The following is a 24337-nucleotide window of genomic DNA, read 5'->3' on the forward strand; positions in this document are numbered from 1 at the left end:
TCCTGGGGTGAGCCTGCTTCGGAGCTGTTATGCACTTTTCCAGTCATACCATCGATGAATTGCAGGGGCTGAACTTTGCAGAGCGCATGCAAGTGGTGCGCAAAGCCACCGATCAGTTGCCTACCCCGAAAAAGCTGGTGCTGAATCTGCTGAAACTGGCCATTCTGGTGCCATTGTTTATGCTGATCGCCCGCTACCAGAACGCGGCTGATTTGTTATGGATAGCGGTGTTATTGGTCGCCTACCCGCTGCTCACCAGACCGCTGACCTTTAAACTCTGTCGGCCTTATCTGCGCCAGAGCAGAAGCCAGCTAAAGTTAGACCCGCAGGACTAAGCATGCTGAAGTTCTTGTGTGAGTTGGCCAGCAAAGATCCGGTGTACCCGCTGCAAAACCGGATCAGCCGTAAGCAACAGGCCATCGCTGACCGCGAACAAGAGCTGCTGGGTATCGCCTTTGAGCTGGTGAAACAAGAAGGCTTTGCCAACCTGACCATGGAGCGGCTGACCAAACTCAGCCCGTATTCCAAAGGCACCTTGTACAACCATTTTTGCAGCAAAGAAGACGTGATTGTCGCGCTCTGTAACGCCGCCATGCGCGAAGAGCTGGTGCTGTACCGCAAAGCCCGCGATTTTCAGGGCAACAGCCGGGAAAAAGCACTGGCGATGCACTTTGCCTATTTGCTGGCTTCTGAGCGCAACCCCGTATTATTTAATTGTGTGCTGACCGCCAAAAGCCCTTTTGTGCAGGAAAAAGCCTCTCAAGCCCGCACGCTGATGCAGCAGGATTTAGAAAAGGAAATCACCCTGCTGATCGACAGCCTGCTGGCTCAGGCAGTGGAGCAACAGGAATTGCGCTGCGACACCGAGTCGTCAATGGAGCTGATGGCCTTTGCCAACTGGGCGATGGCCTTTGGTGGCATCGCCTTGTTACTCAATGCCAGAGCCAGCCACAGTATAAGCAGGCTGGGCGGAATGAACCCTTTTTTGTTTAACCTCAATACCTTGCTCGATGGCATGCAATGGCAACCACTCAGCGCAGACTTTGATTATCAGGCCAGCTGGCAACGGGTGGCTCACGAAGTGTTCGCTGCTGAAATGGCTGAACTTCCGGCGTCGCTGCAGCTCTGAGTTTTGTTACAAATTCGAACTGTTCGCATTGGAAAATGCAGATGTTTCCGGCGGGCATTTCGCTTTATAATGCCCGCCACCCTGGAATGATCAATCAAAGGAATTTCTTTAATGAAATTAAGCATGATGCGTTTGGTTCTGCCTCTGCTTGCCATCACACTGGCCAGCGGCTGCGCCAGTACCGGCAACACGGAACAACAGGCAAAAAATTCTTACGCAGACCCAAGAGACCCAATTGAGTCCTTTAACCGTGGCGTCTGGGATTTAAATTACGACGTGCTGGACGCTTATATCCTGCGTCCAACCACTGTGGGCTATATGACCGTTGTGCCCAAACCTGCCCGCCAGGGTATCGCCAATCTGGTGAATAACCTGGACGAGCCGGTCAATGTGGTCAACGCCTTACTGCAATTCAAACCCAAAAGTGCCGCCGTCGGTACAGGTCGTTTTGTCATCAACAGCACACTGGGTTTACTGGGCTTGTTTGATGTGGCCACCGCACTGGATTTAAAAGAGCAGGATGAAGACTTTGGCCAGACACTGGCCGTTTGGGGCATGCCGCAAGGCCCGTACCTGATGATCCCGGCCATGGGGCCAAGCACGGCCAGCGATGCAGCAGGCCGCGTGGTGGACAACCTGTATTTCCCGGCCACCTGGCTGAATACGCCGCTGGCGCTGACCAAAGCAGGCCTGAATATTCTGGGCGCCCGCGAGCAGCTGATGTCCAGTGAGCAACTGCTGAAAGAATCGGTCGACCCGTACAGCTTTGTCAAAGAAGCCTACTTCCAGCGCCGCGACTACGAAGTTCATGACGGCAGCCCGCCGCAAAAAGAAGAAGACGAATCCTACCTCGACGACTATCTGGATAACTAAATCCACTGGGGGTCAGGTCTTGTATTTTGCATTGCAATGCAAAATACAAGACCTGACCCCTTTCTCAGACCCCTTTCAGAACAGATGAAAAGCCAGCCGTTTGCCGACTGGCTTTTTTTATGCGGCTGCGCCAGCGACAAGACCAGAAGATTTGCTGGCAGTTTTCCGGCTTTGCACTAGGATTGAACCGCTCAGCTCACCCACAACAAGGAGGATGTGATGACTCAACTTGATCTCTATTACGCCACCAACCGCTGCCATCTGGGCAAAGACCGTTGGCAACCTTCAGGTTATGGCAAAAAATTCAGTGACGACGGCATGGAGAACCTTAGGTTCGGCCGGGTCAGTCTGGAGCTGGATGACAGCAAAGTGCAAAAGCATTTGGTCGCACAGGTAGGCGAGCTCGGTGCTGGCGACGGCCTGAAGCTGATGGATTATCTGAGCAGCAAGGTGGCTAAAGCCAGGATCCAGGCCTACGAAGAGAAGTTGCAAAACGACATTCACCAGGACAGTCAGGATGCCCGGTTGGGGTCCGCCGCCCTGTTTCAGGATGTGCAACAAGCCATGCTGCAAAGCTCGGACGTGCTGGTGTTTATTCATGGCTTTAATGTGTCCTGGCAAGATGCAGTCGCCAATGCGGCAGCTCTGCAGCTGATGCTGAATCGTCCTGGTTATGGAGACCCCAAACAAAAGGTGCTGGTGTTGTTATTCACCTGGCCCTCTGACGGCCAGGCGCTGCCCTTTACCTCTTACCGCAGTGACCGCGCCGAAGCTGAAGGCTCTGGCGCGGCCTTTGGTCGTGGTTTACTGAAACTGCGCGACTTTCTGGCGAACTTGCGCGACCGCAGCACCCAGGGCCAAGCGTTGTGCGGCCAGAATATTCATTTACTCTGCCATTCGATGGGCAACTACCTGTTGCAGCACACCTTAAAACGCATTGATGATTTCACGCCTGGCAATGCATTGCCCCGGCTGTTCGAACAGGTATTTTTATGTGCACCTGATGTCGACGACACGGCGCTGGAGGATCCGGCCAAACTTGGCCGCTTGCATGAACTGGCACGGCAAGTCACGGTTTATCACAACAAAGGCGACAATGCGCTGGTGATCTCTGATTACACAAAAGGCAATCCAGACCGTTTAGGTTCAGCAGGCGCTGCCCGCCCAGCTGCACTGCATCAAAAAATTCAGCAACTCGACTGCAGTGCCGTAGTACAGGGCCTGGTTGAACACAGTTATTACCTGATGGGCGATATCAATCTCGACCTGCGCCACAGCATGGATGGAGTCAGTCCGGCCGACCCAATGCTACGCCGGCTTCGCCACCCCTTGTATGCCAATGTCTGGCTATTTGGCTAAGCCAGAAGGAGCACCCATGAATCAAGCAGGCTCCATTCAAATCAAATCCGGCCAGCTGATGCTGCGCCAGGCGCCAGACAGCCAAAGCCCTGTCCTGGCTCGCCTGAGCAAAAACAGGCCAGTGCAAGTGCTGGCCGAAGCCGGTAACTGGTATCGCATCCGCGCCGGCAATCAGCAAGGCTACGCAGCCAAAGCCTATATCGCCCTGTCATCCCCGTTACCAGAGCCGGCCGCCTCAGGGCCGATACCGTCAGACCACAACCAGAATGATTTTCAGGTGGCCGCAGGTCAGCTTACCTTTGATGCGGAAGGCATGGAACAACCTGGCCGCTACTTTAGCCGCCAGCCGCATGTGCCCACTGACAGCTCTGGCGTCACGTTAGGCCGAGGTTACGATATGCGTGACAAAACCCCGGCGAGCATTAAAGCCGATTTAACCAGCTGCGGACTTAGCAGCGACAGTGCCAGCCAATTTAGCCGTGCCGCCGGTTTAAGTGGCGCAACCGCCAGGCGCTTTTTGCTTCAACAACAACTTGGCAGTTTTGAAATCAACCCGGCTCAGCAAAAACAACTTTTTACCCTGACTTATCAGCAGATGCTAAGCGATGTGATGCGAATTTGCCGCAAACCAGATCTGGTGGCACGTTATGGTCCAACCGACTGGGCGCAGCTTCCGGCCAAAGTACAGGATCTGGTGGTCGATTTACGCTATCGGGGTGACTACACCCCATCGAGCAGGCTGAAATTGCAACCACTGCTGGTCCGCTATAACAGCGGCGCCATGGCACAACTTATGGCAGATGAAACCTATTGGTGTAGCGACGAAAAAGTACCAAGAGACAGGTTCGTGCGCCGCAGAGATTACCTGACAAGCTAAAGCGGCATAGCTATGGCCATCAGGCATGCCGACAGCAGAGAAGGCGGCAAGAAAAAAGCCAGTTCGTCATGAACTGGCTTTTTTAGTGCTCAATGGCGCGGGCTGGGCTGAGCGGCCTGCGCCTGAAGCAACTTAAGCTTGTAAGCGTTCGGCGCCGTGCATCCAGCGCACTAAGGTACCGGACAGTAACCAGAGCGCAGCGGCAAACACCACCAGCGCGACAGCGATACCACCGAACACCACCAGCAAGCCGGCATCAGCCTGACGTACGCCCAGAGACGCAGCAAACTCGACCATCGCAGGGTTATCGCCAGCAGAGTCTGAGTAAGCGCCAACGAAACCTGCCAGGTACTGAGCCACAGCAGGCATCAGGAACCAAATACCCATCACCAGAGAGGCCAGCTTCACCGGCGCCAGTTTGGTCATCAGCGACAAACCGACCGGAGAAATACATAACTCACCAAAGGTATGGAACAGGAAAGCCAGGGTCAACCACAGCATGCTAGCTTTGGAGCCAGGGCTGGTTTGCATCTCAAACACACCCATGATCAGGAAACCAAAACCAATAGCGGTCAGCAGCATACCGAACAGGATCTTAATAGGTGCATCGGCCTGAATTTTCCTTGAGCTTAACGTCACCCATAACCAGGCAAAGAAAGGCGCAAATATTATAATAAATAACGAGTTCAGTGACTGGAACCAACCGGCAGGCACTTCAAAAGTACCAATAAAACGGTCGGTATGCGACAAGGCAAACAGGCTCATCAAACCACCAGCCTGCTCAAAGGCCAGCCAGAACATAGTCACAAAAATAAACAGGAATAACACCACACGCAGACGATCAAATTCCACTTTGGTCAGTGGCGCCGCCGTGCCGGCTTCAGTATGAGATAAGATACGGCCCGGAACCCGGCCTAAATCGCCCAGGTACTTTTGCGCGAACAACAGCTGGATGACGACTGACAAGGTCATACCAACACCAGCGGCTAAGTAACCATAGCGCCAGCCAAAGGCATCACTTTCACCTAACGAGGACGTGATTAACGGGGCCAGGAAGCCACCGATATTGATACCCATATAGAAAATACTAAAACCACCATCACGGCGGGCATCACCTGGCTGATACAAATCACCCACGATCGCCGAGATATTTGGTTTGAACAGACCGTTACCACAGATAATAAAACCTAAACCGACGTAAAACAGATCCAGGCTATGTGGTGTGGCCGCAAACAAAGTGAACTGGCCGATGGCCATCAAAATGCCGCCAATAATGATCGAGCGGCGTTGGCCTAACCAATTGTCGGCAATCAGACCACCAAACAAGGTGGTGGCGTAGACCAGACCTGTGTAGTACCCGTAGGTTAATAAGGCATCGCCATTACTCATGCCAAAACCAGGGTTGGTGGATTCAGTGGCTGCGACCAAGGTCAGGATCAGCAGCGCACGCATACCGTAGTAAGAGAAACGTTCCCACATTTCCGTGGAGAACAATAAAAATAGTCCTTTCGGGTGCCCGAACAGGGTGCCCGAAGCTGGAGGTTGATTCATAACGTGTTCCTAGAGTTCTGTTGTTTTAGTTATGTTGCGGGTCACAACCAGAGCGCTATACAGCAACTCAAGCCTGCCTGAACAGCAGGCAAACTGCCGTGTTATAGCCGATTGGGCTGCAAATGAAAAGTAAAAACCAGCCACAGCGGGCTGGCTTTGGGATAACAGGGGCTGTTTGCTCAAAAATCAATCAACCCGCAGAGCATCAGGGCTGCAGGGTCAGACTCAGCTGCAGCGGCGAATTGGCCAAGTCCAACACGTCACTCCGCACTTCAGGGCCTTTTTCATCATTCAGCACCTGGCCGGACAACGACAAGCGCGCACTGATCTGCACTTGTTTGGCATTGCTTAACGCCCAGCCTTGTTGCATGGCATCCTGATCGGTCAGCCGGATGCGCTGCTCACCTTTAAACGCCGGTAAGCGTTTGACGGCCAGTGGCAATGGCGGGCCATCGGTTGCCTTCACAAATACAAACAAGGTGGCATTCTGGTAAGCCTGATACAACAGATCCGGAATGGTCAGCTGCAGTTCAATAACAGGACCTGAAGCCAGGGTATCCTGCTGCGCCAGTTTTTGCTGGATCAGCGCATAGCGCGGGTCCTCCTGGCTCAACTTGGGCAGTAATAAAGTCCAGGCCTGGCGGGCTTGTTCCAGATCACCGCGCTCTTCGGCCACCATGCCCAGCATCGACAAGGCATCGGTATTGTCCGGTTCCTGTTGCAGCACCCTGGCTAAAGCCCGTCCTGCTTTACCAAGGCTTTCTTCGCCGCCCTGCACCAGCAACGCCTGACTGTAACTGACCAGCAAATTCACACGGTTCGGCGTCAGCTGCAGTGCTTTTTCAAAAGCATCGATGGCATCCGCGGCCATGCCTTTAGACAAGGCAATACGGCCAATCACAAACCAAGCCACCGCATCGTCGCCTTCAGCCGCTATTTTGCTGCGCAGCGCTAACGAAAACAGCTGCACTTCCTGTTCGGTCAGCGGTTCGCCTTTATTCAACAGCGCGCGTTCACCATAAGACGGCAAATTGTCTTTGGCCTGTTGCCATTGTTGCAGCTGACTGTAATGGCCGGTCAGGCTGTACAAAGCCACAGAGGCTATCAACACCGACAGCACTGTGCCCCATAACCACCCCTGATTGGTTTTGTGCTGCACCGCCTGCAACTGCTCACGCTGCAGGTACTCAGTTTTCAAATCAGCGGCGGCCTGCTCGAAATCAGGTTCAGCCAGCTCGCCCTGACTGCGCGCCTGCGCCAGCAACTGCAGTTTCTGCTCAAATACCAGCAATGGGTTTTGCACTCTGTCCTGCCTGCGGCGGGCCAGCAGTAAAAATGCCAGGATCAGCAGGACCATACCGGCAAATGCCAGTAACAACGAACTCCAAATCATGGTTTTCTCCTGTACTGCGCAATCAGCTGATCCAGCTGCTGTTCCGCCGCATCCGGCGTTTGCGCTGCACTGTCGTTAGTCCGGCCGCGACGTCGCCAGAACACCGACAACAACAACACCAGCAACATCACCACCGGCACCGCCCACAGCACCAGGGTGCTGCGATTCACCGGCGGCTGGTAATGCACAAAATCACCGTAGCGGCTTTTCATATACGCCAGCACGTCGTCTTTGTTTTTGCCTTGTTTGAGCAACTCCAGCGTTTTATTGCGCATATCCACCGCCACCACGGCATGGGAGTCAGCAATATTCTGGTTCTGGCATTTGGGGCAACGCAGCTCATGCGTCAACTCTTTGTACAGCGCCTGCTGAGTGGCAGAATCAAACTCCGTCATCGCCTGCGGCGTATCCGCCGAGTTGGCAGCCAGCAACGACGGCGCCAGCAGCAGTGCAGGCAGCAACATCAGGGCAGTCATCCACTTGTTCATGTGTTACTCCTGCAGTGCCTGCCACTCTGACGCCAGCTTTTGCTGCCAGAGCTGCGGGTTAATATCGCCGATATGGTGGTAACGCACCACGCCGTTTTTATCGATCAGAAAGGTTTCCGGTGCGCCAGTGACCCCTAAATCAAAAATCAGCGAGCGCTCTTTATCCAGAATGTTCCACTGGTACGGGTTGCCGTTCTGGCTCAGTTTTAACGCCACATCCTGCTGCAGGCGGGCCAGGTCAAATACCTCGCCAAAAGCCGCATCGGCTGGCTGCTCGTAATAAAGCCCGACAATGGTCACGCCCTGCTCGCGCAGTTCTGACAAATACGCCAGTTCCGCATTGCAGGTTGGGCACCAGACGCCCCAGACATTCAGCAGCAGCGGTTTGCCTTTAAGGCTGTCCGCTGTCCACTGTTTTGTCGGGTCGTTTAAATCTGGCAGGCTGAACACAGGTAAGGGTTTATTCAGTACCGACGACTCACGTTCCATCGGGTTGGAAAACAGCCCGCTGAATAAAAACACTGCCAGGCCGAGAAATAGGGCCAATGGCAGAAAAAACGCCAGTTTACGCATCAGCAAGCTCCTTCTCTTTCACTGGGCGGCGGTAACGGCGGTCCAGCAAGGCAATCAGTCCACCCAGCGCCATTAATAAACCACCCAGCCAAATCCAGCGCACAAAGGGCTTCACATAGAGGCTCAGCGCCCAAGCGTTATCGCCCAGTGATTCACCCAAAGCCACATAGAGGTCGCGGCTTAAACGGGCATCCACGGCCGCTTCGGTCATCACAGTGCGCTGCACCGGATAAAAACGTTTTTCCGCATGCAGATGGGTAACGTAATTGCCTTGATAAGACACATCAATTTCAGCCGCTTCGCCACCGTAATTCGGCCCGTTCAGCTCGTACACTTCAACCAGCCGGAACTGATAACCAGCCAGCTCTGCTGTTTGGCCCGGCTGCATCCGCACCTGAATATCTTCACTGTAGGTTTTGGTCATGGCGACACCGACCACCAGCACTGCAAAGCCAATATGGGCCAGCGTCATGCCATAGTGGCTGGCGCTTAATTTGCCAAGACCAACGCCGACAGAACCAAACTGTTGCAGGCGTTTAAGCAGTTCAAACAGCGCAGAAGCGCCCACCCAAGCCCCCAACAACAGGCCCATCAATGCCAGATTGGCCTGAACCGACTGCAAGGCCGCCATAGTGCCAAGCGCCAGCACCAGCGCCGCAATCAGCACCAGGCTTAATGGCTTGATTAAGGTTGCGGCCTGCTGCTGTTTCCAGCGCACCCAAGGGCCCAACCCCAACAGCAAGGCAAAGGGGATCACCAGGTAATAAAACAGCTGGTTAAAGAACGGCTCGCCAATGGAGATGGAGCCCAGCCCCAGCTCTTTATGCACCAGCGGGAACAGGGTGCCGAGAAACACCACCACCATAGCCGTCAGCAAAAATACGTTGTTGCCCCACAGCATCACTTCACGGGAAAACAGCTCGTAGCGTGCCTGACTGCGTACCGACTGCATCCGCAGGCCATACAGCAACAAGGAACCACCGACGATCACCAGTAAAAACGCCAGCAGGTACAGACCACGGCTCGGGTCTGAGGCAAAGGAATGCACCGACACCAACACGCCGGAGCGCACTAAAAAAGCGCCTAATAGGCTTAGGGAGAAAGCGGCAATCGCCAGCAGCACAGTCCAGGATTTAAAGGTGCCGCGTTTTTCAGTCACCGCCAGTGAGTGAATAAGCGCAGTGCCGACCAGCCATGGCATAAAGGAAGCATTTTCTACCGGGTCCCAGAACCACCAGCCGCCCCAGCCCAATTCGTTGTAAGCCCACCAGCTGCCGAGCATGATGCCAAGCGTCAGGAACATCCAGGCGGCTAAAGTCCAGGGCCGGGCCCAACGGGCCCAGGTACTGTCAAAACGGCCGCCAATCAGCGCCGATATCGCAAAGGCAAAGGACACCGCAAACCCGACATAGCCCATGTACAGCATAGGCGGGTGAATAATCATGCCAAAGTCCTGCAGCAGTGGGTTCAGGTCGCGGCCATCGGCCGGGTAATAAGGCAAGGTGCTGGCGAACGGGTTAGACATCATCAGCACAAAGACATAAAAGCCTAAGGCAATCCAGCCCATCACGCCGAGAATTCGGCCTTGCAGCACCAGTGGCAGGCTGCGTGAAAACAGCGCCACTGCGGCAATCCAGCCAGACAGGATCAGCACCCACAATAACATCGAACCTTCATGGCCGCCCCAGACGGCGGTCAGCTTGTAGTACCAGGGCAACAGGCTGTTGGAATTGGCCGCCACATAGGCGATGGTGAAATCATCCTGATAAAACGAATAGGACAAGGCCCAGAACGAAAAGGCCGTCAGCACGAACATCGCATAAGCCAAAGGGTGTCCCAGCTGCAATGCGCTGCTGTGTTGTTTGATACTGCCATACAAAGGCAGCACGGCCAGCGCCAGTGACAGCACCAACGCCACTGTCAGCGCCAGTTGACCATACTCTGCAATCATGGGGTCTGGCCCTTATCCTGAGCTTGCGACGGCGGTACATGCTTAATGCCTTTCATCGCTTCGGCAACTTCAGGCGGCATATACTCTTCATCGTGTTTGGCCAGCACTTCTGACGCTTTGATGGTACGCGCGTCCAGCAATATGCCTGTAGCCACAATGCCCTGCCCTTCACGAAATAAATCCGGCAGCATGCCTTCGTATTCCACCGTCACCAGCGGGCCTGTATCGACTAAATCGAAACTGACTTTTAACGAGTTTGGATCGCGCCGGACTGAACCTTTCACCACCATACCGCCGATACGCAGGCGCTGGCCAATTTCAGGTTTGGTTTTGTCTTTGCCTATCCCGTCCACCAACTGGCTTGGGGTATAAAACAAATCAATGTTTTGTTGCAGCGCATAGAGCATGGCACCTACGGCCCCACCCACCAGCACAATGACGGCGGTGATGGCCACTAAGCGTTGTTTACGACGTGGATTCATTCGTTGAGAGTCTCCTGATGTTGCCGCACCCGTTGCTCCCGCGCTGCTTTGGCGCGGATTAGTTGTTTTAATTGACGATGTTCACGCAGGCTGAACCAGCCAAGGCCCAGCAGTAACAAATAGGTCACACCAAATGACAGCCAGACATAAAAGGCGTAACCGCCCATAGCCCAGAAGTCAGCCCAGGATGTAAAAGCCATCAGTTGTTCTCCACCAGCTGTCGGACCCAGGGTCTGTGTTGTTCAAATTTCAAAATCTGGCTGCGTAACCGCAGGCAGGTTAATGCCGCCAATAACAAAGCAAACCCCAGTAAACTGATTAGCAGTGGCCATAACATCGAGGCATCAATCGACGGTTTGGCAAACTTGGTAATGGTGGCCCCCTGATGCAGGGTGTTCCACCACTCCACTGAATAGTGAATGATCGGCAAATTCACCACACCGACGATGGCCAGCAAAGACGCCACTTTAATACCGCGTTGCTGATCCGAAAAAGCGCCGGCCAGCGCCAGCACGCCTAAATACAAAAACAACAGCACCAGCTCAGAGGTCAGCCGCGCATCCCACACCCACCAGGTGCCCCACATCGGCTTGCCCCAGGCGGCCCCTGTGACCAGCGCAATAGCAGTAAAGACTGCGCCAACTGGTGCAATCGCCAACACAGACCACTGCGCCACCCGAATTTGCCAGACCAGGCCAACAAAAGCCGCGACTGCCATGCTGCTGTAAGCACCCATAGACCAGATGGCCGCTGGCACATGAATATGAATAATGCGGTAGGAATCCCCTTGCTGATAATCCGCTGGGGTAAAGGCCAGGCCCCAAACGCCGCCAAGCAGCAAGGTCAGCACAGCGCTTATCAGCAACCAGGGCAACAAACGGCCACAGAAGTGATACAAGGTTTCAGGTTTTGCATAAGGATCCAGCCAGCGGAACATATCACCCCACATTCATTTTCAACGCCTGTCGCACAGCCAGAGGCACCAGCGCCAGACTCAACAATAAAAACGCCAACAACACAGCCAACTGACCACTGTAATCCAGGCCAGTCGCGGCCGCATCCATCGCACTGCTGGCGAAGATCAGCAGCGGAATATACAAAGGTAAAATAATCAGTGCCTGCAGCAAACCACCTTTATCTGCCGCCGTGGTCAGCGCCGCACCCAGCACACTGAGTAAACTCAGCACCGGCGTGCCCAGCACTAAAGTCAGCAGCAAGGCCTGATAGCTGGCCCTATCCAACCCTAGCAATAAAGCAATCAGCGGTGACACCAGCAACAGTGGCACGCCGGTGGACAACCAGTGGCAGGCAATTTTAGCCAGCACATAGCGGCTAAGGCCAGTCTGAATCGCGACAAGCTGCTCAATCACGCCAAAACGATGGTCTTCTTTAAATAAACGTTCAGCCGACAATAACACCGACAGCAGTGCGGCAATCCAGACTACCCCGGGCGCGATTTGGCGCAGCATATTGGGCTCAGGCCCAATACCAAGCGGGAATAAACTAAGCACCAGCAGGAAAAACACCAGTGGGTTCAGCCAGTCGGCTTTTTGCCGGGCCAGCAATGCCAGCTCGCGGCGGAATAACACCTGGCTTACCATCTGTACTGCAACTCCAGTTGGGCCAGTGCCTGATAATCAGCAGACAGGGCTTGATGGCTGGTCAGCACCACAGCGCCGCCCCGGCTGCAATGCAGCTGAAGTTGTTGCTCCAATCGGCTAATCAGTTGTTTATCCAGCGAGGTAAAGGGTTCATCCAAAATCCACAGCGGCCGCTCGGTCAGCCACAGGCGCGCCAGCGACACCCGGCGCTGCTGGCCAGCACTCAGCATATAACAGGGAATATCTTCCAGACCGGCCAACCCCAGCTGGCCCAGCAGCTGATAAGGCTCGTACTGGCTGCAACCTAATAAGGCCGCCCAAAACTCCAGGTTTTGCAGTGCGTTTAATTGACTGTGGATCCCGGCCTGATGGCCGATAAAAAGCAGATGCTGGGAAAACCCGGCCGCAGAGCTGGTGATCGGCAAGCCGCGAAACCGGACCTGACCGGTTTCAGCGTCAGCCAGCCCCGCCAAAATACGTAACAAGGAACTTTTGCCAGCGCCGTTTTTGCCCTGAATATGCAACACCTGCCCTGCAGGCAGGTCAAAGCTCAGCTGGTCAAATAACACTCTGTCCTGACGGACACAGCTCAGTTGTTCGGCGCTTAACAGAATCGACAAAACGCAGGCTCCGGAAAAAAGTGGCGGCATCTTAGCATATTGGTAATAGAATACGAATGCGCTGCGCGCTTTAACCGCGCCGACACAGGACAAAACTATGAACCAGATCAACCTAGATAGCCTTTTTCAGCCCCAGGCCAAATCAGCACAAGCGCTGGTGACACTGGTGCAGGAACAAAGTTATCAGGCGCTGCTCAGTGTCGGCAAATCCGAAGGCAATCTGACAGTCCAAACACCAGGCGGCCCGTTAAAGCTCAGCTCAAGCGCGCTGAACCTGCCGCAACTGCAAGGCCAATTAACGGTACAATTCAGTCCGGCACCGGCCGGTCAGCTGCAACTGCAGCTCAGCCAGCAGTTTGCCAGCCCGCAAAGCATTCAGCTGAATCAGGCGCAGTGGCAACAACTGTTGACCAGCCTGAGTCAGCAGCTCCCGCAAACCACCGTCAGCCTGCAGATCCAATTGCGGCCGCAGGGGCTGGAGTTGCTATTGAAGTTACCGTCCCAGCAAACACCTGTGCGCTTGCCTCTGCCGGCTGCCCTGCAGCCCTTGCAGGCGGTGTTTCAGCAACAACCAGCCTCACAATGGCTGAATGCCCGGTTGGAGTTCAGCCATGGTGAACTCAAGCTGCAGTTACAGCCGGAGGCGAAATGGCTGGCCAGTCAGACCGACGCTGTCCGGACCACCCTGACGCAACTGTCCAGCAAAGCCCTGCTGCTCAATCCGTCCCCGACCGTGCAGGCGCAGCTGTTACCAGCGCTCAGCCACAAACTCAATCAGCAATTGGGCCAATCGGCCCTGCCGTTGTTGCAGTTGCAGCAACTGGCACTGCCTGCGGCGGTACGGCAACAACTGGCGGCACCAGCTTATCAGCTGCAGCTCAGCCAGACCGGTCAGCTGCAATTAAAAGCGCCTGCGCTGCAACAGGCTGTGACTGTTGAGATGCCGGGCAAATCGGTGCAGCTGCAAGCCGCCGCTGAACCCACGGCAGTGCAGCTGACGTCCGCGTCGCGCACTGCACTCTCTACCCCTGCCACCACCGCAATTACCACAGAGCAGGGTGCCATCGCCGCCAAACTTCAGTCGCCACTGACAGAGGTCAGCAACAGCAGCAAAACGCCGCTGGTGGAAAGCACCAAGCCGCAGCCTGCTTCGGTGTTGCAAGCGGCGCAGCCGCTGCCCGGCGCCGGTCAGGCAGAGGCTATGCCTGTAAAGCTGGAAACCACCACTGTGAATCAGGCATGGCGTCAGCTGCTGCCGCTAGTGCCTGAGCAATGGCAGGAACTGGCTGACAGCCCGGACTTGCCACCTGCAGTGCGTGAGCTGTTAAACCAGGTACGCCAGCTGCAACCCGACCCACTCAGGCCGCAATTGGCCAAAGAACTGCCCGAACAATTGCAGGCCTTGTTACAGTTCAGTCCGGCGATGGCACTGCCAGGCACTGCCGCGCCAACCACAGCCGCATCAGGCCTGGCGCTGGCGCTGCAGCTATTGCTGGGACGGGTCAGTTCATCGGCACAAGATAAGACCCCGGTCAAAGAAGGCAAACTGAAAGAACTGGTGCAGCAACTGGACACACAGCAAAGCCTGGATTTATTAAAAAAGCTGGCTTCACATAGCGCATCGATGCAACAAGCGCAGCTGGCGACAGTGGAGCAACAAAATAAAGAACCGTTGCAGCAACTGTATTTCGCATTGCCACTCAATGGCCAGCAACAAAGTGATTTGTGCCAGATCGCCATTACCGAGCGGGAGCCAGATCCGGAGCAGCGCCAGGCCGGAGGCTCCGGCTGGCAATTGACCATGAAGTTTGATTTAAAAATTCTCGGCAATTTATTGGTGATCAGCCAGTTGGCAGGCCCCAACCTGAACCTGCAGCTCTACACCGACAACAATACCGCTTTGTTGCTGGCCGAAAAGTTTTTGCCTTTGCTGCGCGACCGGCTGAAAGCACAAGGCCTGCAACTTGGCGAAACCCGCTGTCAACTCGGTAAAATTCCGGACAGCCTGCTGCCAAAAACCACCAGTTTATTAGCGATACGGGTCTGAGATGACACAACCAATCAATGAACAGCAATCGGCCGTTGCGCTGGCTTATGACGGCGAACAGGCGCCGAAAATTGTCGCCAAAGGCCATGGCGAGCTGGCGGCTGAAATACTGCAAACCGCCAAAGAACATGGCGTGTTGGTGCACGAAGACGAAGAGCTGGTCAAAGTATTGCAGCGCATTGAGCTTGGCGATTCGATCCCGAAGGAACTCTTTATTATTATCGCCGAGCTGATTGCGTTTTCTTATGTGTTACAGGGGAAATTTCCGGATGAATGGCACAATATTCACCAGCGTATTGATTTAAAAAGCTAAAAGGGTTCGGCCTGTACCTGCAACACTCTGGCTGCCGATACCGCCGGATGGGAAATACTCAAGGTTAACTGAGTCAACAAATGGAAGTTGTCCGCCCCATCATCCACCTCAAGTAAAAACTCCAGACAAGGTTCACCGTGCCATTCGAGTGCACGCTGCAAATGCCAGTCATTTAACTGAGCATGGCTTAAGGTATGGCCACAATCGCGCGCAACTTCTTCTACATCTGCGTCATCGTCAGATAATTCCAGACCCACACAGGCATACAATTGCATAAAGATCTCACATTCTTTTTCGGCTCAGAGCTGCGAGTCTACCAGAGCGGGCAAAAAAAAAGCCGCATCATGCGGCATAAAGTTCATGAAATTTAGAGAGGGTAAAGTCTAGTAGTAAATGTCTCCTTTTTGATGCAGCTGAGGTTCATCCAGCAATTCATCAAAAGACACCGCCATATGACGTTCCTTATCATCCAGATCAGACAAATACACAGCTCTGTCTTGTGCATCAATCCAACTGACCACACCAACCCCTTTTTTGGTCTGGCAGACCATGCCCAACTTCAGCTCAAGTACATTCATCAGTCACCTCCGGCAAACAAAGACAAAAAATTAGACCGTCTGGCGACGCTTTATGACATCCGACCAGTGACTTTAGATACTAAGCCCATGAACTCAAACTGAATTTATTTTCATTTTTTTTCTGTTGAACTCCTGCCCTTGAATAGAGCCAGAACTAACGCCAAATCTGGTAGATTATGGTTTTGTATTGCAATTCAAGCCTTTAAACTTAAGTTTGTGTGTCACTCGACCGCATTAAGACTAAAACAACTTTTGACCAGCAGAATTCATCAAGGCAAACGCCGGCACAAAGCGGCGAGTTGTCAGGCAGACAAGGAGACTTATGCCGCAGATCATCAGTAATACCGCCATTAGCCAAGTGCTGCTGGTGCTTATTCTTGCCGCCGGGGTGTTCTTTTTTATTGGTTTTCTGGTGCCTGTGCTGGCGGCGTTGATCATTTGTTTTGCCAGCTGGCCGCTGTACCGGCGTTTACTTGCTTTCTGCCACCACAACACCGCGCTGGCCGCCAGCCTGGCCATCAGCGCCATTCTGCTGGGGCTGGTGGTGCCGCTCTCCCTGGTATTTTCTTACGCGGCCGATGAAATTCGCGGCTGGGTGCAATGGCTGGTCGATGCCAACCAGCATGGCGCACCGGTGCCGCAATGGGTGCGTGACTTGCCGATGGTGGGCGCCTCTCTGGCCGACGAGTGGACCCACTACCTGTCCGAACCCCATCAATTAGGCCAGCTGGTCAGCTTATTCAGCGGCGAACAACTGGGGGGCTTATCCAAACTGGTGCTGAGCTTTGGTTTAAATTCGGCGGGGTTATTGCTGACCTTGCTCTTTATGCTGATCACGCTGTTTTTCCTGTACAAAGACGGCGAAAAACTGGCGGTGCAACTGGACACTGTTGGTGAACGCATTTTGCCGGAGCGCTGGAACCGCTTTTCCCGTGTGGTGCCTGCCACCGTCAGCTCAACTGTGATCGGCATGACACTGATAGCGATAGGCGAAGGCGTGGTGCTGGGGGTGGCGTACTGGATTGCCGGCGTGCCCTCACCGGTAGCTTTTGGGGTACTGACTGGCTTTATGGCGCTGATCCCTGGAGGCGCCCCGCTGTCCTTTACGCTGATCTCACTCTATCTGGTCGGCAGCGGCGACCTGACCGCGGGAGTTGGTTTGTTTCTTTGGGGCAGTATTGAGCTGTTTATTGTCGATAAAACCATCCGGCCAACCCTGGTCGGTGGCCCGGTCAAACTGCCATTTTTACCCACCTTCTTTGGTCTGGTTGGCGGCGTGAAAACCATGGGCATGGTTGGCTTGTTTGTTGGCCCTGTATTGATGGCGCTGTTGGTGGCCATTTGGCGTGAATGGCTGCATGAAGAGCCGAAGAAAATGCCGCTGATGTAGCTGTTGTAGCCTGTTAAACCATAGAAAAAGCCAGAGCATTGCTCTGGCTTTTTCTATGTTGCGTTCCGTTAGATCCGGGTGCGTTTTTTCGGCGCCGGTCCTTTAGCTTTCGGCTTGGGGCTGCGCTGCTCAGCCGGTTTGGCTTTTGGCGCTTTTTCTTCTTTCGCTGGTTTTTCACCGCTTTTCACCGCGATTTGGTGCTTACGCACCGCGCGTTTAATAGACGCCATCCGGCGACGACGCTCGTCGCGGTCTTCCGGTTTAGCCAGACTTTCGGTTTCCGCCGTCAGGTTCACCAGCTTACGCAGGTAGTTCACTTCAGACAGCGGGTACTCGCTGTAACCACCGGCCGGTAAATGCTTCGGCAGTACCAGGTCGCCGTAGCGTACCCGCATCAGGCGGCTCACCACCACGCCTTGCGATTCCCACATGCGGCGTACTTCACGGTTGCGGCCTTCAGTCAGCACCACATGGTACCAACGGTTAATACCTTCACCGCCCATGGCTTTGATTTTTTTGAAGTTGGCTTTGCCGTCTTCCAGCTCGACGCCCATCCGCAGTTTTTGGATCATCGCGTCTGTGACGTCACCGAAAATCCGCACCGCGTACTCACGTTCTACTTCAAATTTCGGATGCATTAAGCGGTTGGCCAGCTCACCGTCAGTAGTGAACAGCAATAAACCACTGGTGTTGATATCCAGACGACCAATGGCAATCCAGCGGGCGCCCTGAATTTTTGGCAACCGCTCAAACACCGTTGGTCGCCCTTCCGGATCGGTACGGGAACAAATTTCGCCTTCCGGTTTGTGGTAGGCAATCACACGGCAGATTTGCTCGGTTTCAGCGGCAATTTTCACCGGATGACCGTCCACCCGCACCTGTTGGGTTGCCGTGACCCGGTCGCCGAGATGGGCCACTTTGCCATCTACTGTGACACGTCCAGCACTGATGTACTCTTCCATCTCACGGCGGGATCCGACACCGGAACGCGCCAGCACTTTCTGTAGTTTTTCACTCATTGATTGTGTTCTCTTCAGTCATCACGACTGGGTTAAAAAAATCGGGCTTGTCGGAAAACTCCGTCAAGGCCGGTAACTGGCTTAAATCCTTTAAACCAAAATAGTCTAAAAATTGCGCTGTGGTGGCGTACAAGCCAGGCCGACCCGGAACTTCTTTGTGCCCCACCACTTTGACCCAATTGCGGTCCAGCAGGGTTCGCATAATCTGTGTCGACACCGTCACACCACGCACTTCTTCGATTTCGCCGCGGGTAATTGGCTGACGGTAGGCAATCAGCGCCAGTGTTTCCAGCACAGCCCTCGAATAACGCGGGCTGCGCTCGGGCCATAACAGCGCCAGGTAGTCGCTGAGATCAGCACGGGTCTGAAAGCGGTAACCACTGGCTGTTTCCGTCAGTTGAATACCGCGACCGGCGTAATCCTGCTGCAAACTGCTTAGGGCGGTCTGAATACGCTTTTTACTCAGCTCAAAGGCCTGCAGTACTGAGTCCTGCAATTCAGCAATAGACAATGGTTTTTCCGACGCAAAAATAGCGGCTTCCAGTAACTGCAGCAGCTGCTGTTCATTAATGCGTCTGGCCATTGAGGTCCCTGCCTGTGCTAAAACGGCGGCTATTATGCCAATTTGACGTGGATCTGACCATAAACTTCCACCTGGATCACCTGCACCAGTTTTTCTTTCACCAGCTCCAGCACCGCCAGAAAGGTCACCACCACACCAGCGCGCCCTTCAGCCAGCTCAAAGCAGTCTTCAAAATTGAGGTAACCGCTCTGGTTACGTAATAGCTCCAGAATACGGCTCATCCGCTCGCGGGTCGACAGCGCTTCTTTTTTAATCTGATGGTGCTGAAAGTCTTTGGCGCGTTTGGCAATGTCGGTCAGCGCCGACAGCAGCTCCTGCATCGACACTTCGGGCAGTATCACAAAGGGGCTGAAGTTGTCGGCAAGTTCCGCCTGTCCGGTAAAATGGTCGCGCTCCAGCCGTGGCAAGACATCCATATCGGACGCGGCCTGGCGGATAATTTCGTATTCCTGCAGGCGGCGGATTAAATCGGCTCTGGGGTCCGCTTCGTCATCGTTGCCGTGGCTATGTTGCGGTAACAGCAAGCGGGATTTAATTTCGGCCAGCATCGCCGCCATCAGTAAATATTCGGCCGCGAGCTCAAAATTCATCTCCTGCATCAGGTTGATGTATTCCATGTACTGCAGCGTAATTTCGTTGACTGGCAAGTCGACAATGTCGAATTTATGCTTGCGGATGATATAGAGCAGAAAATCCAGCGGGCCTTCGAAGCTGTCGAGCAGCACTTCCAGCGCCTGCGGCGGAATATACAAATCCTCGGGTTTTTCCAGTACCGCCTCGCCGCGGACAAAAGCCAGCGGCAGCTGATGCTGTACCGTTAAGGATTCAAATTCGGCCTGCAGCTCGCTCATCAGTGCAGTTCAGGCTCAGACAAAAGCCGAAGCGTCGCCCTGGCCCTGACGGACTAGCACCGGGTAGTCTTCGGACAAATCAATCACTGTGGTTGGCGCTTCGGCAATCACGCCGCCGTGGATAATCAAATCCACCTGACGTTCCAGCTGATGACGCATATCGTCCGGATCGGACTCGGCGAAATCCTGGCCAGGCAACACCAGGGAGCTCGACATCAGCGGCTCGCCCAGCTCTTCCAGCAGCGCCAGCGCAATTTTGTTTTGCGGAATACGCAGGCCCACGGTCTTTTTCTTTTCGTTCAGCAGCCGGCGCGGTACTTCTTTGGTGCCTTTCAAAATAAAGGTGAATGGACCTGGAGTATGGTTTTTAATCAGCCGGAATGCGGTGTTTTCCACCTTGGCATACACCGACAGCTCCGATAAATCGCGGCACATCAGGGTAAAGTGGTGTTCGGTGTTCATCTGACGAATTTGCAGGATGCGATCCAGCGCGTCCTTATCGCCCATATGGCAGCCAAGCGCATAACCCGAATCTGTCGGGTACACAATGACGCCGCCTTGCTGAATAATTTGCACCGCTTGTTTTAACAGGCGCTGCTGGGGGGTCTCCGGATGGACATAGAAAAACTGGCTCATAAGTGCTTCTTTTTACTCAAACTTTATATAGAAATAGCAAGGCTTGCCGCTAAACTCAAGCCTGCGTGGCCCGGAATACCGGCCACTGCTGCCACACCGGGACAATGTCGTCGGTAAAATACAGGTGCTTCCCCAGCTCATTCCAGGGCGTGGGCTGGTGGAAATCAGAACCGGCCGACGCAGTCAGGCCAAACTTTTTCGCCAGATCCCAGACCTGACGTTTTTGCACCGGCGTGATTTGCGCCGACGCCACTTCAATGGCCCGGCCACCGGCCGCGGCAAAGGCCTCAGTCAAGCGGGTCAGATAACGGCCATTCAGGTTGTATTTCAGCGGGTGTGCCAGCACCGGCACGCCGCCTGCGTCTAAAATCCACTGCACAGCGTCGGCCAGCGCCACCCAGTTATTAGGCACATAACCGGTTTTGCCACGGCCTAAATACTTTTTAAACACGCCATTCAGATTGGGGGCTTTGCCAATTTCCACCAGATAACGGGCAAAATGCGTGCGGGTCAGCGCAGCACCATCGGCAATACGCAGCACGTTACTCAGCACATCAGGAATTTTGTTTTTTTCCAGCCGGCGCGCCATCTCTTCAGCCCGTTCATACCGGCGCTGCTGCTGCGACGCCAGTCGCTCCAGAAAAACCGGACACTCAGGGTTGATATTCAAGCCGACAATATGAATTTCAAATTCCAGCCAGGCGGTGGAAATTTCCACCCCATTCACCAGCTGCAATGCCAGTTGCTGGGCGGTAATAGCACGTTGGGCGTCGGCAAGACCGGCCACAGTGTCGTGGTCGGTAATAGCCAGCACATCCACGCCTTTTTCAGCGGCGCGGGCCACCAGTTGTGCCGGGGTCAGCACACCGTCAGAACAGGTGGTATGGCTGTGTAAATCAAATCGCATTGGGGCTACTCTTCAGAAAACAGCCGCCATTGTGCCACGCCGCACGGGGTCAGGTCTTGAATTTTGCATATTTTGCTGCGTTGCAGCTGGGGTCAGGTCTGGTGCAGCTGGGGTCAGGTCTTGAATTTTGCATTGAAACGCAAAATTCAAGACCTGACCCCAAGAGTGACTCCAAGAGGAGCACCATAAAAGTTAGTTAGTGGCGGGCAGGATCAGGCTCAGCACCGACTGCGCAGGCACCGAGACGGCGTAAGGCAGTAGCTGCTGATCCAGGCGCAGGTTAACGGACTGAGCTTTCTGAGCCCGGTTTAACAGCAGCAGCGCAATCTGGCCATCCGGGCGCTGGTAAGCAATCTGATGCATATCGGTCAAGATCAGGCTGGAGCCTATCCGCACTGAACCCGGCGGCACCACTTTGCTGGCCTGGCCGATAATGTAATACGCCACATTACGGCTGACTCTATCGCCGTCAATGGTCAGCGCGCCTTTACACAAACTGCAGCCACCCGGCGTGTAAGGCTTAAATTCGCTGTCGGCCGCCAGGTTCCATTCCAGCACGTTGCGGGCCCAATTGGCCGGAGCGCCAATAATCAAATGCTCGGTATGCCACAGCAGATTGTCGGCAAACTCCGACTTTCCGCCCACCCACTGCTCGGTAAAATAAATATGCTTATCCGGATGCGCCGCTTTCAGCTCGGCCAGATTGCCAATCTCCCCGCCGTACAGATGAAAGGCCGAACCGTCAATGTAAGGCTTGGCGACTGGGTCGTTCAGCACCGTAATGGCGTACTCCACATGGTCGGTGTTGTGGTCGTAAATAATAATTTTGGTGTCCAGTTTGGCGGCTTTAAACGCAGGCCCCAGGTGGCGACCAACAAACTTGGCCTGATCCCAGGCGTGCATCAGTAAACTTGGGTTGTTGCCATCATGCAGCGGCTCGTTCTGCACCGTCACTGCGTCAATGCGCACCCCATGCGCCGCCATCGCCTGCAGATACTTGACGAAATAGTTGGCGTAGGCTGGAAAATACTGTTCCAGCAACTCGCCGCCCACAGTGGCCTGATTGCTCTTCATCCAGGCCGGCGGCGACCAGGGACTGGCCAGCAATTTAATCGTCGGGTTAATCGTCAGAATTTGTTTTAACACTGGCAGCAGGTACTGCTCATCGGCGCGAATGGAAAACTGCTTCAGTTCAGGGTCCGTCTGACCAGCAGGTAAATCGTTGTAGCTAAACGGCTGCGGGTCCAAATCCGAGGCGCCAAGGCTCAGACGTAAATAGCTGACGGCCAGCCCATCTGACCCAAATAGCTCCTGCAATAATGCCGCGCGGCGTTCGGCACTCAGTTGCATCAGATGCATGGCACTGCCACCAGTCAGGGTATAGCCAAAGCCTTCCATCGACTGAAAACGCTCGTTGGTGTTCAGGCTAAGCTCCGGCTGGCCCGCCTTGGTTGGCTGCTGCCATGGCCAGGCCGGACTGAGCAGATACTGCTGATCGGCGCTGGTCAGGTACGAAGTAGCAGGAGCAGCCTGCGCGGGCAATAACATAGCGCAGCCCAGAGCCAACAGGCTGAGGAAACGGGAAAACAGGGTCATAAACAAACCTCTAGGTTGATGCCATCAATCGGGCAATAAAATCTTGGTGTGTGGGCATTTGCGCCACACAGCTTTGGATCACCGCTGCGGTCGACGCGGCAAAATCCCGCAGTTGAGCTTCAGGTTTTAAATCCACCAGCGGGTCATACTGGTTGGGCGATAAACCCTGGCCCAGCAGCACCTGCACCCAACTGTCTTCGCGAAACAGTTCGTCGGCAACCCGGTGCACCCGGCCATAAGCAAGGAAGATCGCCAGCTTTTGCGCCAGCGGCTCCGGCACCTGCATGCGGCGGCAGTAGCGCCAAAACTCACTGTCATCGCGCTCCGTCACTTTGTAATGCGCCACAATAAAGTCACGGATTTGCTCCATTTCGGTGGCCGCCAGCAGGTTGTAATGGTCGATATTGGCCTGGGCAAAGCTTTTGTCCGGAAACAGGTTCACCAGCCGGGTAATGGCGGTTTGCACCAAATGCAGACTGGTGGATTCCAGCGGCTCCAGAAAACCGCTCGACAAACCTATTGCCACACAATTGCCCCACCACATTTGTTTGCGTTTGCCTGTGGTAAAACGCAGCAGTCGTGGGTCATCCAGTGGCGGCGTAGTTAAGCCCGCCAGTAACTGGCTTCGAGCCTCATCATCCGAGCAAAACTCAGAACTGAACACCAGGCCATTGCCGGTGCGGTGCTGCAGCGGTATACGCCACTGCCAGCCGGCGCTATGCGCGGTCGAGCGGGTGTAAGGCGGCACATCGGTCAAGGCTTCCGTGGGCACAGCCCAGGCACTGTCATTCGGTAACCAGTGACTCCAGTCGTCGTAGCCCACTCCCAGGGCCTGGCCCAGCAGCAAAGCGCGGCTGCCGGAGCAGTCGATAAATAAATCACCATGCAGCTGGCGGCCATCGTCCAGCAGCAACTGACGGATATGGCCTGTCACTTCATCACGGGCCACATGCGAAACCAGACCTTGTAGCCGCACCACGCCACGTTGCTCTGACAACTCGCGCAGGTAACGGGCATAAAGCCCTGCGTCGAAATGGTAGGCATAGGCAATTTCACTGACCGGGGATTGCGGCCGGTTCGCATCAGCAGGCATAAATTTATGCTGCTGCGCCATACAGCTTGCAATGCAGTAGTGCTCAAACGGCAGGGCTTGCCCCAACTGCTGTAGCTTCAACCAGTACTGGTAAAAGCTCAGCCATTCCCACTGCCGGCCCAAAGCACCAAAGGCATGAAAATAGCTGTGACCCACTGTTTTCCAGTTAACAAACTCAATGCCCAGCTTAAAGGTGGCGCCGGTCGCTTTGATAAAGTCAGCTTCGGCAATACCCGCCAGATGATTAAACAGTTTGATCGCCGGGATGGTCGCTTCCCCCACCCCGACGGTCCCAATCTGTTCTGACTCCACCAGTGTAATCGCAACCCGGCCCTGCAGTAACTTCGACAGCAAGGCCGCGCTCATCCAGCCGGATGAGCCGCCGCCGACAATCACAATGTGCTTGATCGGTTCAGACATGCTGTGG

27 protein-coding genes are annotated in these 24337 nt (G+C 54.6%); 8 read left to right on the forward strand and 19 right to left on the reverse strand.

Translation table 11 applies throughout. The features are described 5' to 3' along the window. Window positions 1–29: 29 nt before the first annotated feature. The 5 genes from ACFO3I_RS17060 (at window position 30) to ACFO3I_RS17080 (ending at window position 4238) form a co-directional block, all read left to right on the forward strand. On the forward strand, window positions 30–335 hold the full coding sequence (locus ACFO3I_RS17060; RefSeq protein WP_377336078.1) for a DUF6170 family protein: 306 nt from the start codon (window positions 30–32) through the stop codon (window positions 333–335). Between the two features lie 2 nt (window positions 336–337). Continuing rightward, window positions 338–1129, forward strand: coding sequence for a TetR/AcrR family transcriptional regulator (locus tag ACFO3I_RS17065; RefSeq protein ID WP_377336081.1), 792 nt, complete (start codon window positions 338–340; stop codon window positions 1127–1129). 111 nt (window positions 1130–1240) lie between these two features. Further along, window positions 1241–2002, forward strand: coding sequence for an MlaA family lipoprotein (locus tag ACFO3I_RS17070; protein ID WP_377336082.1), 762 nt, complete (start codon window positions 1241–1243; stop codon window positions 2000–2002). Window positions 2003–2221: 219 nt separating this feature from the next. Continuing rightward, window positions 2222–3361, forward strand: coding sequence for an alpha/beta hydrolase (locus tag ACFO3I_RS17075; protein ID WP_377336083.1), 1140 nt, complete (start codon window positions 2222–2224; stop codon window positions 3359–3361). Window positions 3362–3377: 16 nt separating this feature from the next. Beyond that, on the forward strand, window positions 3378–4238 hold the full coding sequence (locus ACFO3I_RS17080) for an SH3 domain-containing protein (RefSeq protein ID WP_377336084.1): 861 nt from the start codon (window positions 3378–3380) through the stop codon (window positions 4236–4238). A gap of 132 nt (window positions 4239–4370) precedes the next feature. On the opposite strand, the gene ACFO3I_RS17085 is transcribed toward ACFO3I_RS17080, so the two are convergent. The 10 genes from ACFO3I_RS17085 to ccmA all read right to left on the reverse strand — a co-directional run bounded on the left by ACFO3I_RS17085 (window position 4371) and on the right by ccmA (window position 12897). After that, window positions 4371–5789 carry a peptide MFS transporter gene (locus tag ACFO3I_RS17085; protein ID WP_377336085.1) on the reverse strand — a complete coding sequence of 473 codons (1419 nt, stop codon included), beginning with the start codon at window positions 5787–5789 and terminating at the stop codon, window positions 4371–4373. Window positions 5790–5994: 205 nt separating this feature from the next. Next, complete coding sequence (gene ccmI, locus ACFO3I_RS17090) at window positions 5995–7182, reverse strand: c-type cytochrome biogenesis protein CcmI (RefSeq protein WP_377336086.1); 1188 nt, start codon at window positions 7180–7182, stop codon at window positions 5995–5997. Further along, window positions 7179–7670 carry a cytochrome c-type biogenesis protein gene (locus tag ACFO3I_RS17095; RefSeq protein ID WP_377336087.1) on the reverse strand — a complete coding sequence of 164 codons (492 nt, stop codon included), beginning with the start codon at window positions 7668–7670 and terminating at the stop codon, window positions 7179–7181. Before ACFO3I_RS17095 ends, ccmI begins: the two co-directional genes overlap by 4 nt. A 3-nt stretch (window positions 7671–7673) precedes the next feature. Then, window positions 7674–8243 (reverse strand): DsbE family thiol:disulfide interchange protein, encoded by a 570-nt coding sequence (locus ACFO3I_RS17100; RefSeq protein ID WP_377336088.1) that lies wholly within the window; start codon window positions 8241–8243, stop codon window positions 7674–7676. Continuing rightward, a complete protein-coding gene (locus tag ACFO3I_RS17105; RefSeq protein ID WP_377336090.1) occupies window positions 8236–10194 on the reverse strand; it encodes a heme lyase CcmF/NrfE family subunit in 1959 nt (652 codons plus the stop codon). Before ACFO3I_RS17105 ends, ACFO3I_RS17100 begins: the two co-directional genes overlap by 8 nt. Further along, window positions 10191–10676, reverse strand: a complete 486-nt coding sequence (ccmE, locus tag ACFO3I_RS17110; protein WP_377336092.1) for a cytochrome c maturation protein CcmE — start codon at window positions 10674–10676, stop codon at window positions 10191–10193. The genes ACFO3I_RS17105 and ccmE overlap by 4 nt, the downstream gene beginning before the upstream one ends. After that, window positions 10673–10876, reverse strand: a complete 204-nt coding sequence (gene ccmD / locus ACFO3I_RS17115; RefSeq protein ID WP_377336094.1) for a heme exporter protein CcmD — start codon at window positions 10874–10876, stop codon at window positions 10673–10675. Before ccmD ends, ccmE begins: the two co-directional genes overlap by 4 nt. Then, a complete protein-coding gene (locus ACFO3I_RS17120; RefSeq protein WP_377336096.1) occupies window positions 10876–11613 on the reverse strand; it encodes a heme ABC transporter permease in 738 nt (245 codons plus the stop codon). The genes ccmD and ACFO3I_RS17120 overlap by 1 nt, the downstream gene beginning before the upstream one ends. A gap of 1 nt (window position 11614) precedes the next feature. Further along, entirely contained in the window at window positions 11615–12277 is a 663-nt protein-coding gene (gene ccmB / locus ACFO3I_RS17125; RefSeq protein ID WP_377336098.1) for a heme exporter protein CcmB, read from the reverse strand. Beyond that, complete coding sequence (ccmA, locus tag ACFO3I_RS17130) at window positions 12271–12897, reverse strand: cytochrome c biogenesis heme-transporting ATPase CcmA (RefSeq protein WP_377336100.1); 627 nt, start codon at window positions 12895–12897, stop codon at window positions 12271–12273. Before ccmA ends, ccmB begins: the two co-directional genes overlap by 7 nt. Before the next feature lie 97 nt (window positions 12898–12994). Here ccmA and fliK point away from each other — a divergent pair, with 97 nt between their 5' ends. Together fliK and ACFO3I_RS17140 are read left to right on the forward strand one after the other, a co-directional pair. Continuing rightward, complete coding sequence (fliK, locus tag ACFO3I_RS17135; RefSeq protein ID WP_377336102.1) at window positions 12995–14944, forward strand: flagellar hook-length control protein FliK; 1950 nt, start codon at window positions 12995–12997, stop codon at window positions 14942–14944. A gap of 1 nt (window position 14945) precedes the next feature. Continuing rightward, window positions 14946–15257 (forward strand): EscU/YscU/HrcU family type III secretion system export apparatus switch protein, encoded by a 312-nt coding sequence (locus ACFO3I_RS17140; protein ID WP_377336104.1) that lies wholly within the window; start codon window positions 14946–14948, stop codon window positions 15255–15257. Here the strand turns inward: ACFO3I_RS17140 and ACFO3I_RS17145 are convergent. Together ACFO3I_RS17145 and ACFO3I_RS17150 are read right to left on the reverse strand one after the other, a co-directional pair. Then, a complete protein-coding gene (locus tag ACFO3I_RS17145; RefSeq protein ID WP_377336106.1) occupies window positions 15254–15532 on the reverse strand; it encodes a hypothetical protein in 279 nt (92 codons plus the stop codon). The two genes, ACFO3I_RS17140 and ACFO3I_RS17145, sit on opposite strands and share 4 nt — an antisense overlap. A 108-nt stretch (window positions 15533–15640) precedes the next feature. After that, the gene (locus ACFO3I_RS17150) at window positions 15641–15835 is read right to left on the reverse strand and encodes a hypothetical protein (RefSeq protein WP_377336108.1); all 195 of its coding nucleotides are present in this window, start codon (window positions 15833–15835) and stop codon (window positions 15641–15643) included. Window positions 15836–16157: 322 nt separating this feature from the next. Here ACFO3I_RS17150 and ACFO3I_RS17155 point away from each other — a divergent pair, with 322 nt between their 5' ends. Further along, window positions 16158–17225, forward strand: coding sequence for an AI-2E family transporter (locus ACFO3I_RS17155; protein ID WP_377336110.1), 1068 nt, complete (start codon window positions 16158–16160; stop codon window positions 17223–17225). Window positions 17226–17293: 68 nt separating this feature from the next. Here ACFO3I_RS17155 and rluB read toward each other — a convergent pair whose 3' ends face one another. The 7 genes from rluB to ACFO3I_RS17190 all read right to left on the reverse strand — a co-directional run bounded on the left by rluB (window position 17294) and on the right by ACFO3I_RS17190 (window position 24330). Further along, window positions 17294–18244, reverse strand: coding sequence for a 23S rRNA pseudouridine(2605) synthase RluB (gene rluB, locus ACFO3I_RS17160; protein WP_377336113.1), 951 nt, complete (start codon window positions 18242–18244; stop codon window positions 17294–17296). Beyond that, window positions 18237–18827, reverse strand: a complete 591-nt coding sequence (gene scpB, locus ACFO3I_RS17165; protein WP_377336115.1) for an SMC-Scp complex subunit ScpB — start codon at window positions 18825–18827, stop codon at window positions 18237–18239. Before scpB ends, rluB begins: the two co-directional genes overlap by 8 nt. A gap of 32 nt (window positions 18828–18859) precedes the next feature. Beyond that, window positions 18860–19678, reverse strand: a complete 819-nt coding sequence (locus ACFO3I_RS17170; protein ID WP_377336117.1) for a segregation and condensation protein A — start codon at window positions 19676–19678, stop codon at window positions 18860–18862. 15 nt (window positions 19679–19693) lie between these two features. Further along, entirely contained in the window at window positions 19694–20314 is a 621-nt protein-coding gene (locus ACFO3I_RS17175) for an L-threonylcarbamoyladenylate synthase (protein WP_377336119.1), read from the reverse strand. 55 nt (window positions 20315–20369) lie between these two features. Continuing rightward, on the reverse strand, window positions 20370–21221 hold the full coding sequence (gene rnm, locus ACFO3I_RS17180) for an RNase RNM (RefSeq protein ID WP_377336121.1): 852 nt from the start codon (window positions 21219–21221) through the stop codon (window positions 20370–20372). A gap of 192 nt (window positions 21222–21413) precedes the next feature. Next, entirely contained in the window at window positions 21414–22817 is a 1404-nt protein-coding gene (locus tag ACFO3I_RS17185) for a glycoside hydrolase family 30 protein (protein ID WP_377336123.1), read from the reverse strand. Window positions 22818–22827: 10 nt separating this feature from the next. Beyond that, entirely contained in the window at window positions 22828–24330 is a 1503-nt protein-coding gene (locus tag ACFO3I_RS17190) for a tryptophan halogenase family protein (RefSeq protein WP_377336125.1), read from the reverse strand. Window positions 24331–24337 lie beyond the last annotated feature (7 nt).

This window comes from Rheinheimera marina, from assembly GCF_042654345.1.
GTDB lineage: Bacteria > Pseudomonadota > Gammaproteobacteria > Enterobacterales > Alteromonadaceae > Pararheinheimera > Pararheinheimera marina.

Coding starts and splice junctions, on each gene's coding strand:
- ACFO3I_RS17060 (WP_377336078.1), top strand. CDS start 30: ATGCACTTTTCCAGTCATACCATCGATGAATTGCAGGGGCTGAACTTT.
- ACFO3I_RS17065 (WP_377336081.1), top strand. CDS start 338: ATGCTGAAGTTCTTGTGTGAGTTGGCCAGCAAAGATCCGGTGTACCCG.
- ACFO3I_RS17070 (WP_377336082.1), top strand. CDS start 1,241: ATGAAATTAAGCATGATGCGTTTGGTTCTGCCTCTGCTTGCCATCACA.
- ACFO3I_RS17075 (WP_377336083.1), top strand. CDS start 2,222: ATGACTCAACTTGATCTCTATTACGCCACCAACCGCTGCCATCTGGGC.
- ACFO3I_RS17080 (WP_377336084.1), top strand. CDS start 3,378: ATGAATCAAGCAGGCTCCATTCAAATCAAATCCGGCCAGCTGATGCTG.
- ACFO3I_RS17085 (WP_377336085.1), bottom strand. CDS start 5,789: ATGAATCAACCTCCAGCTTCGGGCACCCTGTTCGGGCACCCGAAAGGA.
- ccmI (WP_377336086.1), bottom strand. CDS start 7,182: ATGATTTGGAGTTCGTTGTTACTGGCATTTGCCGGTATGGTCCTGCTG.
- ACFO3I_RS17095 (WP_377336087.1), bottom strand. CDS start 7,670: ATGAACAAGTGGATGACTGCCCTGATGTTGCTGCCTGCACTGCTGCTG.
- ACFO3I_RS17100 (WP_377336088.1), bottom strand. CDS start 8,243: ATGCGTAAACTGGCGTTTTTTCTGCCATTGGCCCTATTTCTCGGCCTG.
- ACFO3I_RS17105 (WP_377336090.1), bottom strand. CDS start 10,194: ATGATTGCAGAGTATGGTCAACTGGCGCTGACAGTGGCGTTGGTGCTG.
- ccmE (WP_377336092.1), bottom strand. CDS start 10,676: ATGAATCCACGTCGTAAACAACGCTTAGTGGCCATCACCGCCGTCATT.
- ccmD (WP_377336094.1), bottom strand. CDS start 10,876: ATGGCTTTTACATCCTGGGCTGACTTCTGGGCTATGGGCGGTTACGCC.
- ACFO3I_RS17120 (WP_377336096.1), bottom strand. CDS start 11,613: ATGTTCCGCTGGCTGGATCCTTATGCAAAACCTGAAACCTTGTATCAC.
- ccmB (WP_377336098.1), bottom strand. CDS start 12,277: ATGGTAAGCCAGGTGTTATTCCGCCGCGAGCTGGCATTGCTGGCCCGG.
- fliK (WP_377336102.1), top strand. CDS start 12,995: ATGAACCAGATCAACCTAGATAGCCTTTTTCAGCCCCAGGCCAAATCA.
- ACFO3I_RS17140 (WP_377336104.1), top strand. CDS start 14,946: ATGACACAACCAATCAATGAACAGCAATCGGCCGTTGCGCTGGCTTAT.
- ACFO3I_RS17145 (WP_377336106.1), bottom strand. CDS start 15,532: ATGCAATTGTATGCCTGTGTGGGTCTGGAATTATCTGACGATGACGCA.
- ACFO3I_RS17150 (WP_377336108.1), bottom strand. CDS start 15,835: ATGAATGTACTTGAGCTGAAGTTGGGCATGGTCTGCCAGACCAAAAAA.
- ACFO3I_RS17155 (WP_377336110.1), top strand. CDS start 16,158: ATGCCGCAGATCATCAGTAATACCGCCATTAGCCAAGTGCTGCTGGTG.
- rluB (WP_377336113.1), bottom strand. CDS start 18,244: ATGAGTGAAAAACTACAGAAAGTGCTGGCGCGTTCCGGTGTCGGATCC.
- scpB (WP_377336115.1), bottom strand. CDS start 18,827: ATGGCCAGACGCATTAATGAACAGCAGCTGCTGCAGTTACTGGAAGCC.
- ACFO3I_RS17170 (WP_377336117.1), bottom strand. CDS start 19,678: ATGAGCGAGCTGCAGGCCGAATTTGAATCCTTAACGGTACAGCATCAG.
- ACFO3I_RS17175 (WP_377336119.1), bottom strand. CDS start 20,314: ATGAGCCAGTTTTTCTATGTCCATCCGGAGACCCCCCAGCAGCGCCTG.
- rnm (WP_377336121.1), bottom strand. CDS start 21,221: ATGCGATTTGATTTACACAGCCATACCACCTGTTCTGACGGTGTGCTG.
- ACFO3I_RS17185 (WP_377336123.1), bottom strand. CDS start 22,817: ATGACCCTGTTTTCCCGTTTCCTCAGCCTGTTGGCTCTGGGCTGCGCT.
- ACFO3I_RS17190 (WP_377336125.1), bottom strand. CDS start 24,330: ATGTCTGAACCGATCAAGCACATTGTGATTGTCGGCGGCGGCTCATCC.